The following is a 21,724-nucleotide window of genomic DNA, read 5'->3' on the forward strand; positions in this document are numbered from 1 at the left end:
CCCGCTCGCCGCGGCCCGGGCCGCGCGGCGGGCGGCCCGCTCGTCGAGGAACGAGCCCATCCGGGCCCGCTTGTCCGGACCGTCGAACAGCACGGCCTGGGCGACGATGTCGAGTGAGGTGGTCGCCGGGCGGTGGGCCCGCAGGGCGAGCTTGGTCAGCTCCAGCGCTCGCCAGGGGCGCTGGGCGATCCCCTCGGCCAGCGCGATCGCCCGGTCGAGGAGCGCGGCGGCCGGATGGATCTCGTCCAGCAGGCCGGCGGCCCGGGCCGCCTCGGCGTCGAGCACGTGGCCGGTGTAGAGCATCCGGCGGGCCAGCGGCAGGCCGACGGCCTGCGGCAGCCGCCAGTTGGCGCCCGCCCCGGCGAGGATCCCCAGCCCGAGCTCTGGCTGGGCGAACCGCGCCTGCGGGCTGCCCACCCGTAGGTCACAGGCCAGGGCCAGCTCGCAGCCACCGCCGAACGCCGGGCCGTCGACGGCGGCCACGGTCGGCCACCGGTGCGCCTCGATCCGGTCGAACAGGCCCGCGTTGATGCCGCGCAGCGCGGCGTCGGCGTCGCGCTCGATCAGCTCGGCGATGTCCGCGCCGGCCGCGAAGATCCCCGGCGTCGTCGAGTGAACGACGAGCACCGTCGGCGTGGAACGGATCTCGAGCAGGACCCGGTCGATGTCGTCGACCATCGCCTGGTCGAGCGCGTTGTGCCGGGCCGGCCGGTCGAGCCCGAGCAGCGTCACCGGCCCGCGCCGCTGCAGCCGCACCACACCGGTCCCCCGCTCGGTCGCGGTCACGAGTCGAAGTCCACGACCACCCGGTCGGTGACCGGGTGCGACTGGCAGGTCAGGACGAAACCCCTGGCCACCTCGTCGGGTTCGAGGGCGTAGTTCGCGTCCATCGCGACCCGGCCCTGCGTGACCCGGGCCCGGCAGGTCCCGCAGACCGCGTTCCGGCACGAGTAGGGCGCGTCCGCGCGCATCTCCAGGGTCGCGTCCAGGATCGAGTCGCCGGCCGGCACCGTCAGATCCACCGACCGGCCGTCCAGGATCACCGTGACCCGCGCCCCGGCGGCCGGCGGGGCTGCGGTCACCGTTCGGCGCCGGGCCACCGCGCCGACGTGGAACAGTTCCCGGTGCACGTGCTCGGGGTCGACCCCACGGTCCACCAGCACCCCGCGCACGGTGTCGGTCAGCGCGAGGGGTCCGCACAGGAACCACTCGTCGACCTCGTCGACCGGCAGCAGGGTGTCCAGGATCCGGTCGAAGCGGTCGACGTCCAACCGCCCGGACAGCAGCTCCACCTCGGTCATCTCGTGCCCGAGGACGTGGATCAGCTGCAACCGCGCGGGAAACCGGTTCTTCAGGTCCTCCAGCTCCTCCAGGAACATGATCGTGGAGGTCCGCCGGTTGACGTAGACCAGCGCCGCGGTGCTGTCCGGTTCCACCTCCAGGGCCGTCGCCAGGATGGACAGCACCGGAGTGATACCGGACCCGGCGGCGACGGCGACGTACCGCCGGGAGCGGGCCGGGTCGAGATGCGTGGTGAAGGTGCCGGTCGGCGTCATCACGTCGAGCGTGTCGCCCGGCCGCAGCCGCTCGGCGACGTAGCCCGAGAAGACGCCGCCGGCAATTCGTTTGACCCCGATACGCAGCGGACCGCCGGTCGCGGGGGCGCAGATCGAGTAGCTGCGGCGGACACCGTCGCCCAGGGCCGGGGACCGGACGGACAGGTGCTGGCCCGGCTCGAACGCGAACTCCGCGCGCAGCCGGTCGGGCACGTCGAAGGTGACGGCGACCGCGTCCTCGGTGAGGCGATCGACCGCGCTCACCCGCAGGGGGTGGAAGACCGCCGGGCGCCGGGGCGTCCCGGTCCCGGCGGTCGGGCCGGCGGCGTTCCCGGTGACGGTCATCAGATCGCCTTGAAGGAGTCGAACGGTTCCAGGCAGGACCGGCACGTCCAGTGCGACCGGCACGGGGTCGCGCCGAACCGGCTGACCTCCCGGGTCCGGCCCGAACCGCACCACGGGCACCGCGCGGACAGCGTCAGGGCCACCCGGTGGGGGCCGGGGGGGCGGCCCGCCGACCGTGGGGCGCTGCCGTACTCGCGGAGCTTGCGCCGGCCCGCCTCACTGATCCAGTCGGTGGTCCAGGCCGGCGACAGCACGGTCCGGACCAGGACCCGGTCCGCGCCGGCCGCCCGCAGCGCCGCCGTCACGTCGGCGGCGATCACCTCGGTGGCCGGGCACCCGGTATAGGTCGGGGTCAGGTCGACCAGCACGGTTCCGGCGAGATCGCCGTCGCCCCGGCGCACGTCACGCACGATGCCCAGGTCGTCCAGGGTCAGCACGGGAATTTCCGGATCACCGACGCCGCCGGCGACCGCCCGCAGCCGGTCGAGGTCGCCGCCCGCTTCGGGGCGGGCGCCGGGACCGCTGCCCGCGCCGTCCCTCATCACCACGACGCCCCTGGGTGGGCCCGGTGCAGGCTCTGCATCTCCGCCAGCAGATGACCGAGCCGCTCGGTGTGCAGCCCCCGGCGACCGCCGCGGGTGCGCCGGTGCGGCACCGGCTCGGTCAGTGTGGCCTCGGCGAGCACCGGCCGGACGAAGGCGGACCAGCCGGCCCGCAACGTCGACGGGTCGACCGCGATCCCGGGCAGGGCGGCCAGCTCGCCGGCGATGTCGGCGGGGTCGAAGATCTCCTCGACGAAGGGCCAGGTCACCTCCAGCGCGGCCTGCATCCGGCGGTGCGACCCGGCGGTGCCGTCGCCCAGCCGCAGGGTCCACTGGGTGGCGTGATCCCGATGGTAGACAACCTCTTTCACGGCCTTGGCGGCCAGCCCGGCGACCGTCTCGTCGGCCGCCGGCCGCAGGGCGCCGTACAGCTCGACCTGGTAGGCCGAGAAGATCAACTGGCGGGCGATGGTCACCGCGAAATCGCCGTTGTCGAGCTCGACGATCTGCAGGTTGCGGTACTCGCGCTCGGTGCGCAGGTAGGCCAGGTCGTCCTCGGTGCGGCCCTGCCCCTCCAGCTCACCGGCGTACGACAGGAGCGTCCGGGCCTGCCCCAGCAGGTCGAGGGAGATGTTGGCCAGGGCCAGGTCCTCCTCGAGCTGCGGGGCGCGGGTGATCCACTCGGCCAGCCGGTGCGAGAGCACCAGGGCGTCGTCGCCCAGACCGGTGAGATACCGCGCCAGCGCGAGCCTGTCGGTCGTCCGGGCCGGGGACGCCGCCGGCGTGCTCACCGCCCCGCCCCGTGCGGGTCGACATCGTGAGCCCGGTCGGCGCCGTCCCGCACACCCGGTCGCGGCTCAGCGTGCCGGTGGCCGGCTCCGTTCACAGGTGGGACACCCCCTCCGGCACGTCGTAGAACGTCGGATGGCGGTAGGCCTTGTCCAGGGCGGGATCGAAGAACGGGTCCTTCTCCTCCGGGCTGGAGGCCGTGATGGCCGCCGCCGGGACCACCCAGATGGACACGCCCTCGCCGCGCCGGGTGTAGACGTCGCGGGCGTTGCGCAGGGCCATCGCCGCGTCGGGGGCGTGCAGGCTGCCGACGTGCTGGTGGGCCAGGCCGCGGCGGGCCCGGACGAACACCTCCCACAGGGGCCATCCCCGGCGCACACGGGCCGGGGCCGGGTCCGGGGCCGACCGGGGGCCGACCGGCTCGCCGGTACCGGCCGGCGCGGCTGCCGGGGCCGGCGGCGCCGCAGTCGGATCGGACGTCGGGGCGGCCGGCGGGGTCGCCGGCGCCGCAGTCGGATCGGGCGTCATGCCACGTCCGCCGACCGGGCCGCGTGCTTGGCGGCGTAGGCGTCCGCGGCCTCCCGCACCCAGGCGCCCTCGGTGTGGGCGCCGACCCGGCGGGCGATCCGGTCGGCGTTGCACGGGCCGTCCCCGCGGATCACCCGGTCCAACTCGGACCAGTCGATCGGGCCGAAGTCGTAGTGGCCACGCTCGGCGTTCCACCGCAGGTCCGGATCGGGCAGGTCCAGGCCCAGCACCCGGGCCTGGTCGACGCACATGTCGACGAACCGCTGCCGCAGCTCGTCGTTGCCGAAGCGCTTGATGCCCCAGGCCGCGGACTGGACGGTGTGCGCCGACGATGCGTCCGGCGGGCCGAACATCATCAGTGACGGCCACCAGAAGCGGTTCACCGCGTCCTGGGCCATCTCGTGCTGAGCCGCGGTGCCGTGCGAGAGGGTGTGCAGGATCTCGAAACCCTGGCGCTGGTGGAACGACTCCTCCTTGCAGACCCGGACCATGGCGCGCCCGTACGGCCCGTAGGAGCAGCGGCACAGCGGGACCTGGTTCATGATCGCGGCGCCGTCCACCAGCCAGCCGATGGCCCCCATGTCGGCCCAGCTCAGGGTCGGGTAGTTGAAGATGGACGAGTACTTCTGCCGGCCGGTGTGCAGCTGATCGAGCAGGTCCTCCCGGTCGACGCCCAGGGTCTCGGCCGCCGAGTACAGGTAGAGCCCGTGGCCGGCCTCGTCCTGCACCTTGGCGATGAGGATCGCCTTGCGGCGCAGGCTCGGCGCCCGGGTGATCCAGTTGCCCTCCGGCTGCATGCCGATGATCTCGGAGTGCGCGTGCTGCGCGATCTGCCGGATCAGCGTGCGCCGGTAGGCCGGCGGCATCCAGTCCCGGGGCTCGATCCGCCCGTCCTCGGCGATGAGCCGGTCGAACTGTGCCTGCAGGTCCGCCGGATCCGGCTCGTCGGCCGGCTCGGTCCGATGGTCCGGGCCGAGCCCACCGGCGTCCGAACCGGCGCCCACACGGGCGTCCACACGGGCGTCCACACGGGCGTCCACGCTGCCGTCCACGCGACCTCCCTGCCGGATCCCGGGTCACCGGGTGCGCGCCGTTGCCATTCCTGACCGATCGGTCGGTTTGTAGTCTGCCCGCCGCCGGTCGCGCTGTCAACGATGCGACCGGACGCCCGGGCTCCGGCCGGATCGACATCGCCGTCGGTACGCCCGGTGTCCCGGCGGGACCGGGCCCCGGGCGGGTCAGTCCGAGCGGAGCCGTATCCGGACGTCCCCCAGGCCCCGGGCGACGAGCAGCTCGCCCGGCCCGACCGGCACCCAGCCACCGGCGGCCGCCGACCAGCGCTGCCGCAGCCGTGGGTCGACGGCCACCTCGACGACCCCGGAGGCGCCGGCGGCCAGGTCGATCCCGGCGTAGCCGACCAGCCGCACCGGCGCGGTGTCGTCGTCCGGCCGGAGGTAGACCTGGACGGTCTCCCGGGAGGTCCGTCCGCCGACGTTGGTCAGCCGCACCCGGACGGCCCCGCCGTCGAGCAGATCGGCCCCGTCGTACCGCCAGGCGCCGTAGCCGAGCCCGTGACCGAACCAGAACAGGGGCTCCGGCGCGCGGCCGGCGGCATACCCGCGGTAGCCGATGAACGCGCCCTCGGTGTAGGTCAGGCCCAGGTCGTCGTCGGGCGTCACCGTCCACGCCGGCGCAGCCCCGTCCCGCACCGGGTAGCTCGTGACCAGCCGGCCGGTGGGTTCGGCCGCCCCGACGAGCACGTCCAGGATCGCATCGCCGGCCTCCTGCCCCGGCAACCCCACGACGAGCACCGCGTCGACCTCGGCCAGCCACGGCATCAACACGGGGGTGGCCGCGTTCACCACGACGACCGTGCGCGCGGCCGCGGCGGCGACCCGGCGGACCAGTTCGTCCTGCCGCCCGGGCAGCGCCAGGGTCGCCTTGTCGACCGCCTCGGTCTCGTTCTCCTCGGTGAGACCGACCACCACGACGGCGGTTCCGGCCGCGGCGGCCGCCGCCTGAGCCGCGGCCATGGCCTCGTCGTCGGTACCGGCGGGTTGGTCGGCGATCAGCGCCACGGCACCGGACGACCCGGTGGCCAGCAGGTGGCTCTCCTCGGCGACGTCCAGGGCCGGATGGGCGGCGAACATCGCCCGCCAGTCCACCGCGGCGATGTCGAGCCGGACCGCGATCGTCGCACCGGCCGGCAGGTCGACGGTGTCCAGCAGGTACGGCGGCTGCAGCATCGCCTCCCCCGGGTCGAATCCGGTGACCCGCAGGTCGCCCGCGGCGATCTCCCGGTCACCGGTGCGCACCGTGCAGCGGCCGACCCCGAGGCCGCCGACCCGGACCGGGCCGGCCCGGTTGGCCAGCCGGGCCTGCAGCACCACGGCGGCCGGCGGCTCGGCGAAGTCGTCGTCCCAACCGACCGTGATCGTCGTGCCGGCGGAGTGCCGGGTGGCCAGCTCGCGACCGTCGGCCGCCAGGTAGGTGACCCGCATTCCGGACGCCCCGGTGACCGGGTCGGTGACGAAACCGGGATGGGCCGGCACCGGACGGGACCGCACGGTCACCCCGTCGACCACCGACACCCGGTCCCCGAGCCGGCGGCGGGCGGCGTCGGCCACGCTGGTCAGGTGCGGTGGCGTGACCTGCGCGGAACCGCCGCCCATGCCCTGGGTCTCGAGCGCGTGCCGGCCGACGACGGCCAGCGATCCGGACGCGGCCAGCGGCAGGGTGTCGCCGTCGTTCTTGACCAGCACCATGCCCCGGGCGGCGATCCGGCGCAGTTGTGCCCGCCGCTCGGGCGCGTCCGGCGCCGGGTAGGTCGCGCCGGCCCCCGGCGACGCCGCCTGCTCGCCCAACGCCCCGGTGCGGTCGGCCAGCCGGAGCAACCGGACCAGGTGGTCGTCGATCGCGGCCTCGGTCACGTCGCCGCGCCGGACGGCGGCGACCAGCCGCTCGCCCCACGGCCCGTCCGGGCCGGGCATCACCAGGTCCAACCCGCCGGTGGCCGATGCGACGGTCCGCTTCACCGCGAACCAGTCGCTCATGATCAGGCCGTCCCAGCCCCATTCGTCCTTGACGATCTCCTGCTGCACGCGCCGGTTCTCGGTCGCGGACCGGCCGTTGACGTCGTTGTAGGCGGCCATCATCGACCAGGCATCGGCGTCCTGGACGGCCATCCGGAACGGCAGCAGGTACAGCTCGCGCAACGTGGCCTCGTCGACCCGGGAATCGACGAAGTTGCGCAGGGTCTCGGACTCGTTGGCCACCAGGTGCTTGAGACAGGCTGCGGTGCCGCAGGCCTGCATCGCCCGGACGTAGGCCGCCGCGGTCCGGCCGGTCAGGTACGGGTCCTCGGAGTACGCCTCGAACAGCCGCCCGCCCAGCGGCGACCGGTGCAGGTTGATGGTCGGCCCGAGCACGACGTGGATGTCCTGCCGGTGGGCCTCCTGCGCCAGCAGGGCGCCGACCTCCTCGGCGATGCCGTCGTCCCACGACCCGGAGATCAGCGTGGCGTTCGGCAGCAGCGCGACCGGATCACCGCCGGCGAACTTCAGTCCCCGCACCCCGGTGGGGCCGTCCGAGAAGGCCAGCGGCGCCAGCCCGATCCGGTCGTCGCCGGGCAGCGTGAACGCGGTCCGGCCGGTCAGCAACCGCACCTTGTCCGGCAGGTCGAGCCGGCCGACCAGCTCCGCGTACCGGGTGGACGGATCCTGATCAACGGTGGTCATTCCACGCTCCTGCCGACGTCGCTGTCGCTGTCGAGTCACTGCCGGGGCCTCATCGCCCCCGGGCATTGTCCCGGCCGGGCCCGGCGCGCACCACCGGCGGCCCCGATCAGCCGACCCGGGCGTCCACGGCGTCCGCGGCGTGATTGCCGGCGATGTAGCCGAACGTCATGGCCGGGCCGATGTTGATGCCGCCCGACGGGTAATGCCCGCCCATCACGTTCGCCTGGTCGCTGCCCGCCGCGTACAGGCCGGGGATCACCGAACCGTCGGCCCGCAGCACCCGGGCGTGCTCGTCGGCCCGGAGCCCGTAGAAGGTGCCGAAGCTGCCCGGCAGCACCCGGATCGCGTAGAACGGGCCCTGCTCCAGCGGCGCGAGCGACGGGTTCGGGCCGTGGTCCTTGTCGCCCGAACCGCGGTTGAACGGCGTCCGGCCGCGACCGAACTCGGGGTCGTCACCGGCCCGGGCGTGCTCGTTGAACTCGGCCACCGTGCGTTCCAGGCCGGCCGGGTCGATCCCGCACTTCACGGCGAGATCGCCAAGCGTCCGGCCCCGCTTCATGTATCCGTTCAGCAGGTACGGGAAGGCCGGGATCGGGAACGGCTTGGCCATGCCGAACGGGTAGCGGCGCTGGAACGCGTGGTCGCAGATCAGCCAGGCCTGCACCGGCTCGCCCGGCGGCGTCGCCTCGATCATGCCGGTGGTGAACTGGTAGTAGCCGTCGGCCTCGTTCACGAACCGCTTGCCGTTCGCCGCCACCGCGATCAGGCCGGGCTTGCCCCGGTCGACGATGTGCGGGTAGGTGCCCACCCGGCCGGTGCGGTACTTCACCAGCGACACCGGGCACCACGCCGCGGGCGAGGCCAGCGAGGTGTCCAGGGCCGCACCGACCCGCTCGGCGACCGTGATGCCGTCACCGGTCGTCTCGGCCGGGGCGAGCGTCCAGTGCTCCCGCCCGGTCGGCGTCCGCGGGAAGAACTCGGCCCGGCGGTGCACGTCGTGGGGGAAGCCACCGGTGGCCAGCACGACCCCGCGGCGGGCGCGGATCGTCACCGGGCCGGAGGGGTGCTGCACCAGCGCGCCGATCACCGCGCCGTCGGCGTCGGTGTCCAGTTGGGTCACCGGCGAGTCCGGCCACAGCCGCACCCCGGCCTCGTCGGCCGACTTGACCAGCCGCGCGATCAGCGCCGGGCCGTTGACCAGTTGCATGCCGGTCCGCCGGGTGACCAGGTCCCAGACGTGGAAGGCGACGCGCCAGGCCGCGTGGAAGAACGATTTCACGTCGGAGGTCGCGTGCAGGAAGGCCTGCAGATCGGGCCCGGCCATGATGCCCATGCCCAGGAACGAGGTCTCGTACAGCTGCCGGCGCACCAGGGCGCGCACCTCCTTGCGCAGGGCGCGCGCATTGATCGGCTTCGGCCCGACGGACCGGCCGCCGGTGCCGGCGCCCGGCAGGTCGCCCAGGATGTCCGCGATCCAGGTGCCGCTGACGAACTGCAGGCTCGTCCGGTCCTGGAAGAAGCCGACCATCTTCGAGGCGTTCCGCAAGAACGCATCGACGCGCGGCTCGTCGTAGTTCTCCCCGAGCGCGTGCTTGAGGTAGGTGCGCGGGCCGTCCAGGTCCTCCACGATCCCGTCGGCCTGCGAGAGGGGGTTCAGCGGGGCCCAGAGCCAGCCGCCCGACCAGGCGGTCGCCCCGCCGAGCGTCGACGCCTTCTCCACGACCACCACGTCCAGGCCCCGGTGCGCCGCGGTCACCGCCGCGGACAGGCCGCCCGCCCCGCCCCCGGCCACCAGCAGGTCGCACTCCACGACCCGGTTCGTCGTCGTCTCGGTTGTCATCGTCGACTCTTTCGCTCGTCAGCTCGGCAGGGTGGGCAGGTGGGCAGGTGGGCAGGGTGGGCGCGGTGGGACGGCGGGCGGGACGCGGGGCGGCCGGCCACCGCCGCATCCGGGACATCGACGGTCCCACGCCCCACCACCGCGCGTCCAACACCGAATTGGTCTCACACTCAGTTGCGCTCGCACTTAATGCCCGCCTCGGCTGCCGTCGATCATGGAGGAGGTGGTGCGATGGGGCCGGCCGAGCACCACGGTCTCGGTGATCGATGGAGGATGGGGGCCGATGGAGAGCGAGGGCGCGGCGGCGCGGGGCGCGACGTTCACCGACCGGGACCTGCGCGGCGCTCGGTTCGTTCGCTGCGACCTGTCGGGCGCGGTGCTCCGGGCGGTGGAGGTCCGGGACGCGGACGTCGACGCGCCCTGGCTGGCCGACGGGGGCCGCCTGCTGGTGAACGGCGTCGACGTCGTGCCCTTCGTCGAGGCCGAGCTCGACCGCCGCTTCCCCGGCCGGGATCTGCGGCGCGCATCGGACCCGGCCGGATTGCGGTCGGCCTGGGCTGCCGTGGAGCGCACCTGGACCGCCACCCTGGACCGGGCCGCGGACATGCCGCCCGGCACCGTCGACGTCCCGGTGGACGGCGAATGGTCGTTCGCGCAGACGCTGCGGCACCTGGTGATGGCCACCGACACCTGGCTGCGGCGCGCGATCCTGGACCTGCCGGCGCCGTACCACCCGATCGGCCGGCCCAACGCGGAGTACGCAACCGACGGTCACGACCTGTCGGTCTTCCGGTCGGACACCCCCGGGTACGACGAGGTGCTGGCGGTCCGGGCCGGCCGGGTCACGCAGGTCCGGGAGTTCCTGGCCGCTCTCACGCCGGAGCTGCTCGCCGAGCCCCGGCGCAATCCCTGGGACCCCGATCAACCCGAGACCGTGCGCAGTTGCCTGCAGGTGATCCTGTCCGAGGAGTGGGAGCACCACCGGTACGCGGTCCGCGATCTCGACACCATCGCGGCGGGCACCGCCGGCTGACCCGCGCGGTCAGTCGGACAGGGCGCCGGCCTCGGCGATGTAGGACGCCTGCGCCTGCTCCGCGGACGTGCCCTTGAGCTTCGCCCAGGCGTCGTACTTGGCCCGGCCCACCGGGTTGGTGAAGCCGGGCCGCTTGCCGGCGACATCGCCCTGGGTGGCCTGCTTGTACAGCGCGTACATCCGCAACTTGGTCTCGTTCCCGGGGTCCTTGGTCAACCCGTTCACCCGGTCGACGGCCGCCTGGAACTCCGCATTCGGCATACCGGTGTGTGTAGCCCGACCGGGCCCGGCCGTCAATTCGGGGGCGGTCGCGGATGACCACCGGTGGCCGGCAGCGGACTCGCCACGGGTGGCGCCGGGCTCAGAACGGGTGGCGGCCCGGCTCGACCTCGGCCCACTCCCGGCCCCAGGCCCGCAGCCGGAGCCGGTCCAGCCGGCGGCGGACCGCCCAGCCGGCACCGGCCAGCAGCAGGCCGACGAGGACCCAGGACCCGGCGCCGACCAGGACGGCGAGCCCGGCCAGGGCGGCCGGACCGGGCGGCGGCGGGACGATGCGGCCGGCCGGGTCCAGCCAGATGGTGACCGGATCACCGGCGACCGCGGCGGCGGGGACGTCTGCGACCCCGGTGACCCGGCGGCCGTCGGATCCGGTCCAGCTGACGGGCGCGGGAATCCAGACCGGCGCGCCGTCGGTGACGCCCACCGGCAGCTGCGCCGACCGGTCGACGATCGCCGCCACCGCGGTGAGCGAGCGACGCTCGGCCGCGGACTGCGCGGCGGCGTCCGACCAGCTCGCCGACGCGACCACGGCCACCACCGGCACCGCGGCGGCGGCCAGGACGATCAGCAGCAGGACAACGGCGGCCTCGACCCGATCGACGCCCCGCGCCAGGGGGTTGCGCCACACCCGCAACGACAACGGCCGGCGGCGCTTCGGTCGGGGCTCGACGGCCACGGACACCTCCGGACGGACCGGCCCGGCGATAACGTTATCCAGGCGTGACCGCAACGGTACCCGGATCGAGATGCAACCCGGGAGTGATCATTCCCGCACGGTCCGGCCCGCGCCGCCGCCCGGCCGGACGGCGCCACCCACCTGTCGATGGGCGGCCCGCCGCGACGTCGATCACGCGGTGGTGGTCGGCTCCGCCTGGCTGCGCCGGCGGCTGCCCGGCAGCACGACCATCAGGATCATGCCCACCAGCACGAGGCCGATACCCACGGCCGCCCAGGTGGTCACGTCGATGCTCGAACCGGTGCTGGCCAGCGAGGCGGCCGAGGTCAGACCCGTCCCTCCGCTCGCCGATCCGGCTGCGGTGGACCCGCCATCGGCCCAGCACGTCCCGACCTCGCCGGCCACGGCGGCGGACGCGCCGGCGACGAGGAGGATCGCGGCCGTGACGATCGTTGCCAGCATCCTGCGCATCACTGTGTCTACCCCCGCACTCCCGGATGAACGGGCCCGGTGGCACCCGCCGGCCAGATCTAACACCACGTTCACCAATGCCCGCCAATCGGGTGACAGGTTTTGTGGTCTTCGTCTCTTCCGGGGTCACCGACCAGCCGGAGCGGAACCCTGCCTGCCCCGGTTGACGACCGGGCCACCCGACGGGGTTCGCTCGCGCACCGCCGGCCGGGCCACCGGTCCACGTCGCGACCGGACCTGCGTTGTCGTCGCCTGCGGTCGTGGCCCGTGGTCGTGGCCCGTGATCGTGGCCTGTGATCGTCGTCATGGCCCGTGCGGGCGCGATTTGCTACCCTGCTGCTCGAAGGTCATGAGTGCCAGCAGATAGCCCCGGCTTGCTGGCCGGCAACCCTCCTACCGCGGTGGGGTGCCCCGGGTGAAGACCTGGCCGTTCGCGAGGTGCGACCGGCAAGCGCGGGCCTCCACCCAGGCGGTCCGATGGACTGCAGGAGTGGATCGTCGTGACCCTCGCCCTCGAACGCCCCGACCTGGTCGCCGTCTTCGCGCCGGAACCCCCGGTGGCCGGCACCGTCGCGGCCACCCCGCCGCGGCGCGGACCGGTCAGCCACCCGCAGGGTCCGGGCCTGGAGGTCGTCGGCGCGGGCGCCCAGGTCCCGTTGGCCACCGGCGGGACGATCGAGTACGCCAACCTGGACCACGGCGCCTCGGCACCGGCCCTGCGGGCGGTCCGGGACACCGTCGACGCGCTGCTGGACCGGTACGCCAGCGTGCACCGTGGCGCCGGTTGGCACTCCAAGGTCTGCACCAGCCTCTACGAGGGTTCCCGCGAGCCGGTGCGCTCCTTCGTGGGCGGCCGCCCGGAAGATGCGGTCATCTTCACCCGGCACACCACCGACTCGTTCAACCTGCTGGCGCACTGCCTCCCGCCCCGCACCACGGTGGTCGTCTTCGAGACCGAGCACCACGCCGCTCTCCTGCCCTGGTCGGCCGAGCGGGCCCCGGAGTCGGCGCAGCGCCGGGTCGTCCGGGTGCCGGCGCCCGAGGCGGCCGAGCACGCCGTCGATCTCGTCGACGACGCGCTGCGCCGTCGGCGGCCCGGGCCCGCGCTGCTGGTCATCACCGGCGCGTCCAACGTCACCGGCGAGATCTGGCCGGTCGCCGAGCTGGCCCGGGTGGCCCGGGCCCGCGGCGCCCGGGTGGCCCTGGACGCCGCCCAGCTCGCCCCGCACCGGCCGTTCTCGATCACCGAACTCGGCGTCGACTACGTCGCGCTGTCCGGGCACAAGCTCTACGCGCCGTACGGCGCCGGCGCGCTCGTGGGCCGGGCCGACTGGCTCGCCGCGGCACCGCCGTACCTGATCGGCGGCGGGGCCACCGCATCGGTCACCGCCGAGGGCACCGAGTACAAGCCGCTGCCGGACCGGCACGAGGCCGGCTCGCCGAACGTGCCCGGCGCGGTGGCCCTGGCCACCGCCTGCCACGTCCTGGCCACGGCCGACCGGGAGTCCCTGGCCCAGGCCGAATCCGCGCTGACCGAAACGCTGCGCCGGGGCCTGGCCGCCATTCCGGGCGTCACCGTGCACGCACTGTTCGGCGAGCGGGCCGACAGCATCGGCGTGGCCACGTTCACCGTCGCCGGGCAGCCGGCCGCCGTGGTGGCGGCGGCGCTCTCGGCCGAGCACGGCATCGGGGTGCGGGACGGGGCGTTCTGCGCCCACCCGCTGGTCCGCAAGCTGCTCGGCGCGGCCGGCTGCGCCGACTCGAGCAACGGGCAGGCGCTGCGCGCGTCGGTCGGCCTGGGCACCACCACCGAGCACGTGCAGCGCCTGGTGCACGCGGTCGAGGCCATCGCCGAGCGGGGGCCGCGGCTGCGGTACGTGGTGCGGGACGGCCGGCCGGTCCCGGCGGTCGACGGCCGCGAACTGCCCGTCATCGCCCCCTGGCAGAAGTAGGCGGGCCGACCCGGGTGCGGCCGGCGCGCGAGTCAGGCCGGCAGCACGCAGCCGACCGGCAGCTCCAGCCGGTTCGCCGCCAGCAGGGTCCGGTCGGCCAGGATGTCGCGCGTCGGGCCGTCGGCGACGATCTGCCCGTTGTTCATGATCACCGAGCGTGGGCACAGCTGCAGGGCGTATAGCAGGTCGTGGGTGACCATCACGGTGGTCAGCCCCAGCGAGAGCACGATCTGCGCGAACTCCCGGCGGGCCAACGGGTCCAGGTTGGACGACGGCTCGTCGAGCACGAGCACGGTCGGGTCCATCGCCAGCACGGTGGACGCGGCCACCCGGCGCCGTTGCCCGAAGGACAGGTGGTGCGGGGCCCGCGGGGCGGCGGCCACCATGCCGGTCGCCGCCAGCGCCGCGTGCACACGGCGGTCCAGCTCCGGCCCGCGATGGCCGAGATTGCGTGGCCCGAAGGCGACGTCGTCGCGCACCGTCGGCGAGAAGAGCTGGTCGTCGGGGTCCTGGAACACCACCCCGACCCGGCGGCGGATCTCGCGCAGGGATCCTGTCGCGGCCCGGATCCCGTCCACCCGCACCGAACCGGCGCCGGCCAGCAGCGTGCCGTTGAGATGCAGGACCAGCGTGGTCTTCCCGGCGCCGTTCGGGCCGAGAATGGCCACCCGCTCCCCCGGCCGGACGGTCAGGTTCACCCCGAAGAGCACCTGCCGGCCATCCGGGTAGGCGAAGGCGAGATCGCTGACCTCCAGCAATCCCTGCCCGGTCGGGCTCATCGGGCACCGGCCAGGGCCACACCGCAGATCAGGCCGGCGGCGACCGGTGCGGTCAGGGCCGCCAACCAGGATCGGCGAGGCGCCCGGGCGGCGGTGTCCGCCGGCTCCGGGCCGAATCCGTACCCGCGGGCCAGCATGGCCACGTACACCCGCTCTCCCCGTTCGTAGGACCGCACGAACAGGGCCCCGGCGGTCCGCGCGATGCCCGCCACCTGCCAGAGCCAGCGCGGGTCGTCGCCGCGGGAGATCCGCGCGATCCGCATCCGGCGCAGGTCGTCGGCCAGCACCTGCCAGTAGCGCACCATGAAGCCGGCGATGCCGACCACGGCCCGCGGCACCCGGAGGCGTTCCAGTGCGAGCAGCAACTCGGCGACCGTGGTGGTCGCGGTGAGCAACGAGGTCGCGGCCACCCCGAGGGTGCCCTTGACCACGATGTTCCAGGCCCCCCACAGGCCCGGCTCGGACAGCGTCAGGAAGCCGACCTGCAGGTACGGGGCGTGCCCGACCAACGGCAGGAACACGGCGAAGGCCAGGAACGGAACCTCGATCACCAGGCGCCGGGCCAGCTTTCCCAGCGGCACCCGCCCGATCAGGGCAATGCCGACCAGGATGGCGGCGTCCAGGGCGAACGCCCAGATCGCCTCGCGCGGGGTGGCGACCACCGCGAAGACGAACAGCACGGTGGCGACCAGCTTGCACTCCGGGGCCAACCGGTGGACGCCGGAATCGGCGTGCACGAAGAACACGTGATGGTGCGCCGCGCCGCTGCCCACGACGCTCAGCCCGTCGTGGCGGAGCGTCGACGGGTCCACCGGATCGCCAGCACGACCGCGCCGGCCAGCGCGAAGCACAGCACCACGCCGATGACCCCGGACAGTCCCGTGGACAGCCAGGAGTGCTGCACGCCGGCGACCTCGTAGTCGGCCAGGGGCGTCCCGGCCATCGCGTGCGGGGCGGCCTGCGCCTCGAACCCCTGGTCGATGGCGACGCGCTCGAGCCCGTCCGGCGACGAGCTGGCCAGCGGGCTGACGAAGAAGGCGAGGATCAACGCGATCCCGATACCCACGAGCACGAACACCCGGACCGGCCGGCGCGCCGGGCCGCGCCCGCCCGTCATGCCGCACTCCCGGTGGCCGGTGTGGCCGCGGGCGCGCGCATCGTCAGGGCAGGGCGCAGGTCCCGCGCCCCGTAGACCAGATCGGGCCGGGTGCCCAGCACCGCGCCGACCGTCAGCGCCGTGATGACCGCCTCGCCGACGCCGATCAGCATGTGCACGCCGATCATCGCGACGGCGACGGTGCCGACCGCCGCTCCTCCGGTGCCGCCGACCGCGTAGTAGAGGGTGAACACCAGCGAGGCCAGCACGACCCCGCACCAGGCGGCGATGGCCGACGCGGCGACGACCGAGGACTTCTTTCTGGGCAGCAGCTTTCGGATCAGCACGAAGATCCCGTAGCCGCCGAAGCAGGTGGTGTAGCCCATCAGGATGATGTTCAGACCCAGCGCGGTGAGGCCGCCGTCGGCGAACACCAGGGCCTGCACGATGAAGACCACCGACATGGCCAGGCTGCCGACCCACGGCCCGACGAGCACGGCGGCCAGCAGCCCGCCGAGCAGGTGCCCGCTGGTGCCACCGGCGACCGGAAAGTTCAGCATCTGCATGGCGAAGATGAAGGCGGCGACCAGCCCGGCCAGCGGGATCTGCCGGTCGTCCAGGCCGGCCGCGGCCTTGCGCACGGACACCACGATCAGCCCGGCCGCCACCACGCCGCCGACCAGCGACGTCGGCGCGTTGATGAACCCGTCAGGAATATGCATGGACGCCTCCGTTGGCCCGATTCGAGTAGGTGGTGGCCACCCGGTCCAGCGCGGCCAGGTCGGGCACGACCTCGACCCGGCTGCACAGGGACTCGTACAGCGGCATGTCGGACCCGGCCAGGACCCAGGAGTACCGGGCCTCCGGGGTCAGCCAGATGACCTCCCGGGCGCGCCGGGACAGCTCCTCCAGGGCCTCGGGATGCGGGTCCTTGCCGTTGCCCCGCCCGTCCCCGAGGATGAGCACGGTGGTGCGGCGGTTGATCTCGCCGCCGTACTGTTCCATGAAGGTGACCAGCGCCCGGCCGTAGTCGGAATTGGCATCGACGTCGAGGATGTCGCCGCCCATCAGCAGGCCCAACGCCTCCTCAACCCCGTGGTCGGCGAACACGTCGGTCACCTCGGCGATGTCGTCGACGAAGGCGAACGTGCGCACCCGGGGCACCAGGCGCTGCAGGCCGTGCACCACCTGCAGGGTGAACCGGCTGGAGAGCCGGACCGACAGGCTGACGTCGGCCAGGATCACCAGCCGGGGCCGGTCCTCCGCCCGGACCACCGAGACCGGCCGGAACGGGATCCCGTCGTAGCGCATGCTCTGGTGCATCGTCCGGGCCGAGTCGATCTTGCCGCGCGCGCCCGGCCGGCGGCGGTGGGTCAGCGCCCCGCTCATCGAGCGGACCAGCTCGCGCAGCGTCTCCTCCAGGCGAACCCGGTCGGCCTCCGAGATCGCCTGCACCGCCGCCTGCCGGGCCGGGGCCGCCTCCTCCACGGCCTGCTCGCGCAGGGCGGCGAACGCGGCCAGGTGCTTGCGGAGCATCTCCGGCAACCGGTCCATGATGCCGGCCACCTGGGTCCGCATCATGGCCAGCACCTCGGGCGGCAGGTCCGGGTCCTCCCCCGCCGCCAGCCAGTCCATCAACGCCGCCTCCTCGGCGATGGACAGGTTGGTGTCGAGCGTGGCCCCGGTCGCCGTGGTCAGCTCGTGCGGCATGGTGGCGCCGTGCAGGTGGCTGGTCTCGATCTGGACCCGGGGCGCGCCGTTGTCGGTGGTGGGCCGGTCGGCCGAAAGCACCATCTCGTCGCTCAGCGCGGCCAGGTCGACCTTGTTGGCCTCCTGGTGCAGGTTGTACTGCTGCGCCATGTCCTTGGGGTCGAAGTACTTGCGGATGTCCTTGGGCTTCTCGTGGCTGTGCCCGAAACCCGGTGTCTGCGAGGGTTCCTCGGTCAGGGTGAAGTTCCGCAGCTCGCCCTCGTCGATCAGGTCGTCGTGGGCGTGCGAGTGGCCGTCGGGTTCGGCCGTCCACACCGGCTGCAACGAGAAGAAGGCGTCGAAGACGGTGTCGAACGTCTCGCGGTCGCGCCGGTCCTTGACCAGGGTGACCAGCAGAGCCCCGCGCAGGGTCTCGCGGTCGGCCAGCACCCCGGGCTGCGCCGAGGCGGCCACCGCATCGACCACCTCGGCCACCGACACCCGCATCCCGGCCAACCGCAGGAACCGGGTGAACCGGTGGATGGTCTCCTGCATGGCCGGTCCTAGATCGCGCGGCGGCGGCCGAGGCCCGCGGCGAACGAGCGCTTGCCCCGGTCGGGCCCGACCGTGTTCGTCGGCAGCGGCTCGGGCACCAGGTCGTCGTCCCCGGCGGCGTACGGCGGGGTGCCGTAGTGGCCGGGCCCGTGCCGGCCGGGCCTGTCCTTCTCCGCCCGCCGGGTCACGCCGACCTGGTCCGGCCCGTGGTCGTGGTCGGCGGCGCGGTGATCGTCGTGGTCGTGGTCGTGATCGCCGTCCCCATGGCTGTGCGTGTGGTCGCCGTGGGAATGCGAGTGACCGTGGCCGTGCGCATGGTCGGGCCGGTGGTCCGGCACGACGGCGTTCGGGTCGACCAGCTTCGGCAGGGCCTTGACCGCCCGGGCGTGGTCGCGTTCGTACTTGACGACGACCGAGACGGTGTCGGCCAGGGTGGCCGCGTCCAGTTCGGTGGCTCCCAGCACGGCCAGGGTGCGGGCCCAGTCGATGGTCTCGGAGATGCTCGGCGCCTTGCGCAGCTCCAGGTCGCGCAACCCGCGGACCACCTGGACCAGCTGGGCGGCCAGCGCGTCGGACAGGCCGGTCTCCTTGCTGCGCAGGATCTCCAGTTCGCGGTCGGCGTCCGGGTAGTCCAGGAACAGGTGCAGGCAGCGCCGCTTGAGCGCGGCCGACAGGTCGCGGGTGTTGTTCGAGGTCAGCAGCACCAGCGGCGCCGTCCGGGCCGCGAACCGGCCGATCTCGGGGATGGAGATCTGGTACTCGCCCAGGGTCTCCAGCAGGACGGCCTCCAGAGCCTCGTCGGCCCGGTCGATCTCGTCGATCAGCAGGACCGCCGGCTCGTCGCCGTGGATCGACTCGAACAGCGGGCGCGGGGCCAGGAACCGCTCGGAGAAGAAGACCGAGTCGTGCTTGGCCAGCAGATCGACCGCCGACTCCAGATCGGGTGCCTCCGCGACGATCTCACCGATCTTGTCGCGCAGGAGCTGGGTGTAGAGGAGCTGCTTGCCGTAGTCCCAGTCGTACAGGGCCTTCGTCTCGTCCTGGCCCTCGTAGCACTGCAGGCGGACCAACCGGCGGCCGGTGATCGCGCTGATGGCCTTGTCCAGCTCGGTCTTCCCGACGCCGGCCGGGCACTACAGCAGTGCCGGGCGGTCCAGCTGCATCATCAGGAAGACGGTGGTGGCGACCCGCCGGTCGGGAATGTACCCGTGCTCGGCCAGAGCGGCACTGACTTCGTCGACGGTGGCGAATGTGCTCACGAAGGGCTCCTCGGTGGGGTCCGGGCGGCCCGGCTCAGGGTTGAACCGGGCCGCTCGGAAGTGGGGGCTCGCGCGGACGGCTAGCTGAGCAGGTCGTCCAGGTCGCCGTTCATGCAGTGCTCGACGACCGGGCGGACGGTGTCGAACGTGCACTCCTTGGCGTTGCCCGGCGTGCAGGCGTCACCCAGGATGTGGTTGGTGATCCGGTCGACGTCGGCCTTGTCGCCCTTGATGACCGGCGCGTTCTTGTAGTACTCCGTCGGGCCCTGGCCGAGGCGGTTCTTGGAGTAGCTGGACTGCGTGACGTCGACGAACTTCTCCGGGATCCCGACGTCGCGCAGCAGCCGGATACCGGCGGCCAGCGCGGCCTCGGCGGCCTGCACGTCGGTCATGCCGTGGGTGTCGACGCCCATGGCCTGGGCGATCTCGGCGAACCGCTTGTACTGCGTCGGCATGTTGAACGCCCAGACCCGGGGCAGCGCGATCGCGTTGTTCAGCCCGTGGTGGGTGTCGTAGAACGCGCTGATCGCGTGCGAGGTGGAGTGGATGATGCCCAGGCCACCGGAGTTGAACGCCTGGGCGGCGATGTACTGCGCGTACATCATGCCCTCGCGGCCGGCCAGCTCGGTCGGGTTCCAGGTGGCCTGACGCAGGTGGTCGTTGGTCAGCTTGATGGCCCGGATGGCGTTGCCGAGCGACGGCTCGAAGTTCAGCCGGGAGACGTACGGCTCGCTCGCGTGGGCCAGCACGTCGAAGCCGCACTGCGCGGTGTAGTCGATCGGGCAGGTGTAGTAGACCGTCGGGTCGTCGATCGCCAGGGTGGCCACCGCGGCGTCGTCGAAGGCGACGTACTTGTGGGGGTTGTTCGGATCCGTCGTGGTGTCGGTGATGACGTAGGCCCAGGACGTCTCCGAGCCGGTGCCGGCCGTGGTGGAGATGGCGATGTGCGGGGGGTTCCGCGGGTTCTCGGACTTGTTGAAGCCCTCGAAGTCGTTGACGTTGCGGCCGTCATGGGCGACCGAGATGCGGGCACCCTTGCACGCGTCGTGGCTGGAGCCGCCACCGATGGAGATGAAGCTGTCGCACTCGTTCTCCTGGTACAGCGCCACCGAATCCATGACGTTGTAGTCCTTGGGGTTCGACTCGACCTGGTCGTACAGGACGGCCTCGATCCCGTGCCACTTGAGCGAGCCCATCAGCTGCTCGACCAGGCCCGATCCGCGCAGGCCCGAGGTCATCACCAGCGGCTTGCGAAAGCCCAGCTTGATCGCCTCCGGGCCGACCATCTCGAACGCACCCGGCCCGAGCATGGCCCGGGGGAAGGGGTGGAACTCCTTGATGGGAAACGGCTTGAGCAGTTCCTCGACCTTCATGGTCTCTCCTCTTTCGCGCAGGCGACATCGCCTGACGGACACCGGATTGGATGGCCTCGAAGCCCCACAGCCAGTGCTTCGGTAGACAAGGGCGACGCTACGACCGGGCCGGAGCCGGCGGAAGGCCTCGACCGGGAAACCGTCCGATCGGAACCCCGACCTGTCCGGATGGATAGGTCCGGGCCGACCCGCCGGGTGGGTGGAACCGCCAGAACGACGTTACATCGGAGCGAATGATCCTGTAAAGAGCCGCGCAACGTTCGGGCAACGGTCCCGGTGGCACAGTGCTCGCCAGTCGGGCCGGCATGGCGACATCGCCTGCCGCTCCTCGCTTTTCCCGCCGCACCCGGAGGTGCGGCGGGCCGTTGCCGACCCGGCCGGGGCATCGACCCGCTCGCGCCCGCCGGTCAGGTGCGAAACTGGCACGATGAGTACCCCGCCCGGCCCACCGCCGGTGGCCGCCGCGCCGGTGGGCCACACCCACCGCCCGCCGCCGGCGGCCCCGGTCGTCGGGGCCGAGCGGCCCGAGGTCATCGAGGACTGGGCCGAGCTGTTCTCCGCGCTGGCCGACGTCAACCGGCTGCGCCTGCTGCTGGCCATCCACCACACGCCGGGGATCAACGTCACCGAGCTCGCCGCGGCCGTCGGCATGGGCGCCAACGCCACGTCCCATGCCCTGGCCGCGCTGCGGCTGCGCGGGGTGGTCCGGGCCGAACGGGCCGGCCGGGAACGCCGCTGGAGCATCGCCAGCGACGAGATCCACACCCTGCTGCATCAGGTCGGGGCCACCCATTCACCCCTGCATCCCGAACACTGACCCGCGCCGGGCGGGTTCGGGCCTCGCCGGGTCGGGCGAACCCCGGGTTCGCTGATCAAACCCGGGCCCGAAGGGGACGAATCCGGCGCGCGGCGCGGGTTTGATCAGCCCAGGCGGCCATCGCGCCCGCGTTCGCTGATCAAAGCCGCGGCCATACCGGGCAAATCCGGCGTCGGGCCCGGGTTTGATCAGCGAAGGTGGGGCCGCGCCGATCGGAACACGATCCGGGGGACGCCGACGGGGCCGGGCGGCTGTGCCACCCGGCCCCCGCCCGCGTCTGTCGAGGTGGGCGGGGGTGCGTCCCGGACTTCCGCGTGAGTTCGTCGAAAGTGCTTGACGCCTCAACTCGGCGCTCGCACCATCGACGTCAGAAGGGGGCAGTGGGACTCGCACTCCCCCCAGGTCCGC

18 protein-coding genes, 2 pseudogenes and 1 riboswitch are annotated in these 21,724 nt (G+C 73.3%); of the genes and pseudogenes, 3 read left to right on the forward strand and 17 right to left on the reverse strand.

Features of this window, described 5'->3' with window-relative positions:
- The 8 genes from ACOJUF_RS07360 to ACOJUF_RS07395 form a co-directional block, all read right to left on the reverse strand.
- Positions 1-786, reverse strand: a 786-nt coding sequence (locus tag ACOJUF_RS07360; RefSeq protein WP_420121211.1) for an enoyl-CoA hydratase/isomerase family protein, incomplete at its 3' end; no start/stop codon positions are given.
- Positions 783-1,901 carry a 1,2-phenylacetyl-CoA epoxidase subunit PaaE gene (gene paaE, locus ACOJUF_RS07365; RefSeq protein ID WP_420121212.1) on the reverse strand — a complete coding sequence of 373 codons (1,119 nt, stop codon included), beginning with the start codon at positions 1,899-1,901 and terminating at the stop codon, positions 783-785. The genes ACOJUF_RS07360 and paaE, both read right to left, overlap by 4 nt.
- Positions 1,901-2,443: a 1,2-phenylacetyl-CoA epoxidase subunit PaaD gene (paaD, locus tag ACOJUF_RS07370; RefSeq protein WP_420121213.1), complete on the reverse strand. Its 543-nt coding sequence runs from the start codon at positions 2,441-2,443 to the stop codon at positions 1,901-1,903. Before paaD ends, paaE begins: the two co-directional genes overlap by 1 nt.
- Positions 2,443-3,234 (reverse strand): 1,2-phenylacetyl-CoA epoxidase subunit PaaC, encoded by a 792-nt coding sequence (paaC, locus tag ACOJUF_RS07375; RefSeq protein ID WP_420121214.1) that lies wholly within the window; start codon positions 3,232-3,234, stop codon positions 2,443-2,445. The genes paaD and paaC overlap by 1 nt, the downstream gene beginning before the upstream one ends.
- 91 nt (positions 3,235-3,325) lie before the next feature.
- On the reverse strand, positions 3,326-3,610 hold the full coding sequence (gene paaB, locus ACOJUF_RS07380; protein ID WP_420121227.1) for a 1,2-phenylacetyl-CoA epoxidase subunit PaaB: 285 nt from the start codon (positions 3,608-3,610) through the stop codon (positions 3,326-3,328).
- Between the two features lie 146 nt (positions 3,611-3,756).
- On the reverse strand, positions 3,757-4,626 hold the full coding sequence (gene paaA / locus ACOJUF_RS07385; protein WP_420121228.1) for a 1,2-phenylacetyl-CoA epoxidase subunit PaaA: 870 nt from the start codon (positions 4,624-4,626) through the stop codon (positions 3,757-3,759).
- A gap of 372 nt (positions 4,627-4,998) precedes the next feature.
- Entirely contained in the window at positions 4,999-7,497 is a 2,499-nt protein-coding gene (locus tag ACOJUF_RS07390; protein WP_420121215.1) for a beta-glucosidase, read from the reverse strand.
- Between the two features lie 106 nt (positions 7,498-7,603).
- Positions 7,604-9,337 carry an FAD-dependent oxidoreductase gene (locus tag ACOJUF_RS07395; RefSeq protein WP_420121216.1) on the reverse strand — a complete coding sequence of 578 codons (1,734 nt, stop codon included), beginning with the start codon at positions 9,335-9,337 and terminating at the stop codon, positions 7,604-7,606.
- Between the two features lie 283 nt (positions 9,338-9,620).
- Here ACOJUF_RS07395 and ACOJUF_RS07400 point away from each other — a divergent pair, with 283 nt between their 5' ends.
- Positions 9,621-10,370 carry a DinB family protein gene (locus tag ACOJUF_RS07400; protein ID WP_420121217.1) on the forward strand — a complete coding sequence of 250 codons (750 nt, stop codon included), beginning with the start codon at positions 9,621-9,623 and terminating at the stop codon, positions 10,368-10,370.
- A gap of 9 nt (positions 10,371-10,379) precedes the next feature.
- On the opposite strand, the gene ACOJUF_RS07405 is transcribed toward ACOJUF_RS07400, so the two are convergent.
- From ACOJUF_RS07405 to ACOJUF_RS07415, 3 genes are all read right to left on the reverse strand, one after another.
- Entirely contained in the window at positions 10,380-10,631 is a 252-nt protein-coding gene (locus tag ACOJUF_RS07405) for an acyl-CoA-binding protein (protein ID WP_420121218.1), read from the reverse strand.
- 100 nt (positions 10,632-10,731) lie between these two features.
- Entirely contained in the window at positions 10,732-11,325 is a 594-nt protein-coding gene (locus ACOJUF_RS07410) for a hypothetical protein (protein WP_420121219.1), read from the reverse strand.
- Between the two features lie 171 nt (positions 11,326-11,496).
- A complete protein-coding gene (locus ACOJUF_RS07415; RefSeq protein WP_420121220.1) occupies positions 11,497-11,787 on the reverse strand; it encodes a hypothetical protein in 291 nt (96 codons plus the stop codon).
- A 354-nt stretch (positions 11,788-12,141) separates the two neighbouring features.
- Positions 12,142-12,256, forward strand: a riboswitch (SAM riboswitch).
- A 40-nt stretch (positions 12,257-12,296) separates the two neighbouring features.
- On the opposite strand from ACOJUF_RS07415, the gene ACOJUF_RS07420 reads away from it, so the two are divergent.
- Positions 12,297-13,748 carry an aminotransferase class V-fold PLP-dependent enzyme gene (locus tag ACOJUF_RS07420; protein WP_420121221.1) on the forward strand — a complete coding sequence of 484 codons (1,452 nt, stop codon included), beginning with the start codon at positions 12,297-12,299 and terminating at the stop codon, positions 13,746-13,748.
- Positions 13,749-13,780: 32 nt separating this feature from the next.
- On the opposite strand, the gene ACOJUF_RS07425 is transcribed toward ACOJUF_RS07420, so the two are convergent.
- From ACOJUF_RS07425 to mdo, 6 genes and pseudogenes are all read right to left on the reverse strand, one after another.
- The gene (locus ACOJUF_RS07425) at positions 13,781-14,527 is read right to left on the reverse strand and encodes an energy-coupling factor ABC transporter ATP-binding protein (RefSeq protein WP_420121222.1); all 747 of its coding nucleotides are present in this window, start codon (positions 14,525-14,527) and stop codon (positions 13,781-13,783) included.
- Positions 14,524-15,339, reverse strand: coding sequence for a cobalt ECF transporter T component CbiQ (gene cbiQ, locus ACOJUF_RS07430; RefSeq protein WP_420121223.1), 816 nt, complete (start codon positions 15,337-15,339; stop codon positions 14,524-14,526). Before cbiQ ends, ACOJUF_RS07425 begins: the two co-directional genes overlap by 4 nt.
- Positions 15,306-16,345: pseudogene (locus ACOJUF_RS07435) on the reverse strand (energy-coupling factor ABC transporter permease). Before ACOJUF_RS07435 ends, cbiQ begins: the two are co-directional and overlap by 34 nt.
- Positions 16,332-17,867: a VWA domain-containing protein gene (locus ACOJUF_RS07440; protein ID WP_420121224.1), complete on the reverse strand. Its 1,536-nt coding sequence runs from the start codon at positions 17,865-17,867 to the stop codon at positions 16,332-16,334. The pseudogene ACOJUF_RS07435 and the gene ACOJUF_RS07440 overlap by 14 nt, the downstream one beginning before the upstream one ends.
- Positions 17,868-17,875: 8 nt before the next feature.
- Positions 17,876-19,126: pseudogene (locus tag ACOJUF_RS07445) on the reverse strand (AAA family ATPase).
- Positions 19,127-19,206: 80 nt separating this feature from the next.
- Positions 19,207-20,499 carry an NDMA-dependent methanol dehydrogenase gene (mdo, locus tag ACOJUF_RS07450; RefSeq protein ID WP_420121225.1) on the reverse strand — a complete coding sequence of 431 codons (1,293 nt, stop codon included), beginning with the start codon at positions 20,497-20,499 and terminating at the stop codon, positions 19,207-19,209.
- Positions 20,500-20,926: 427 nt separating this feature from the next.
- Here mdo and ACOJUF_RS07455 point away from each other — a divergent pair, with 427 nt between their 5' ends.
- Positions 20,927-21,316: an ArsR/SmtB family transcription factor gene (locus tag ACOJUF_RS07455; protein WP_420121226.1), complete on the forward strand. Its 390-nt coding sequence runs from the start codon at positions 20,927-20,929 to the stop codon at positions 21,314-21,316.
- Positions 21,317-21,724 lie beyond the last annotated feature (408 nt).

It is taken from the genome of Nakamurella sp., from assembly GCF_048594475.1.
Taxonomy (GTDB): Bacteria; Actinomycetota; Actinomycetes; order Mycobacteriales; family Nakamurellaceae; genus Nakamurella.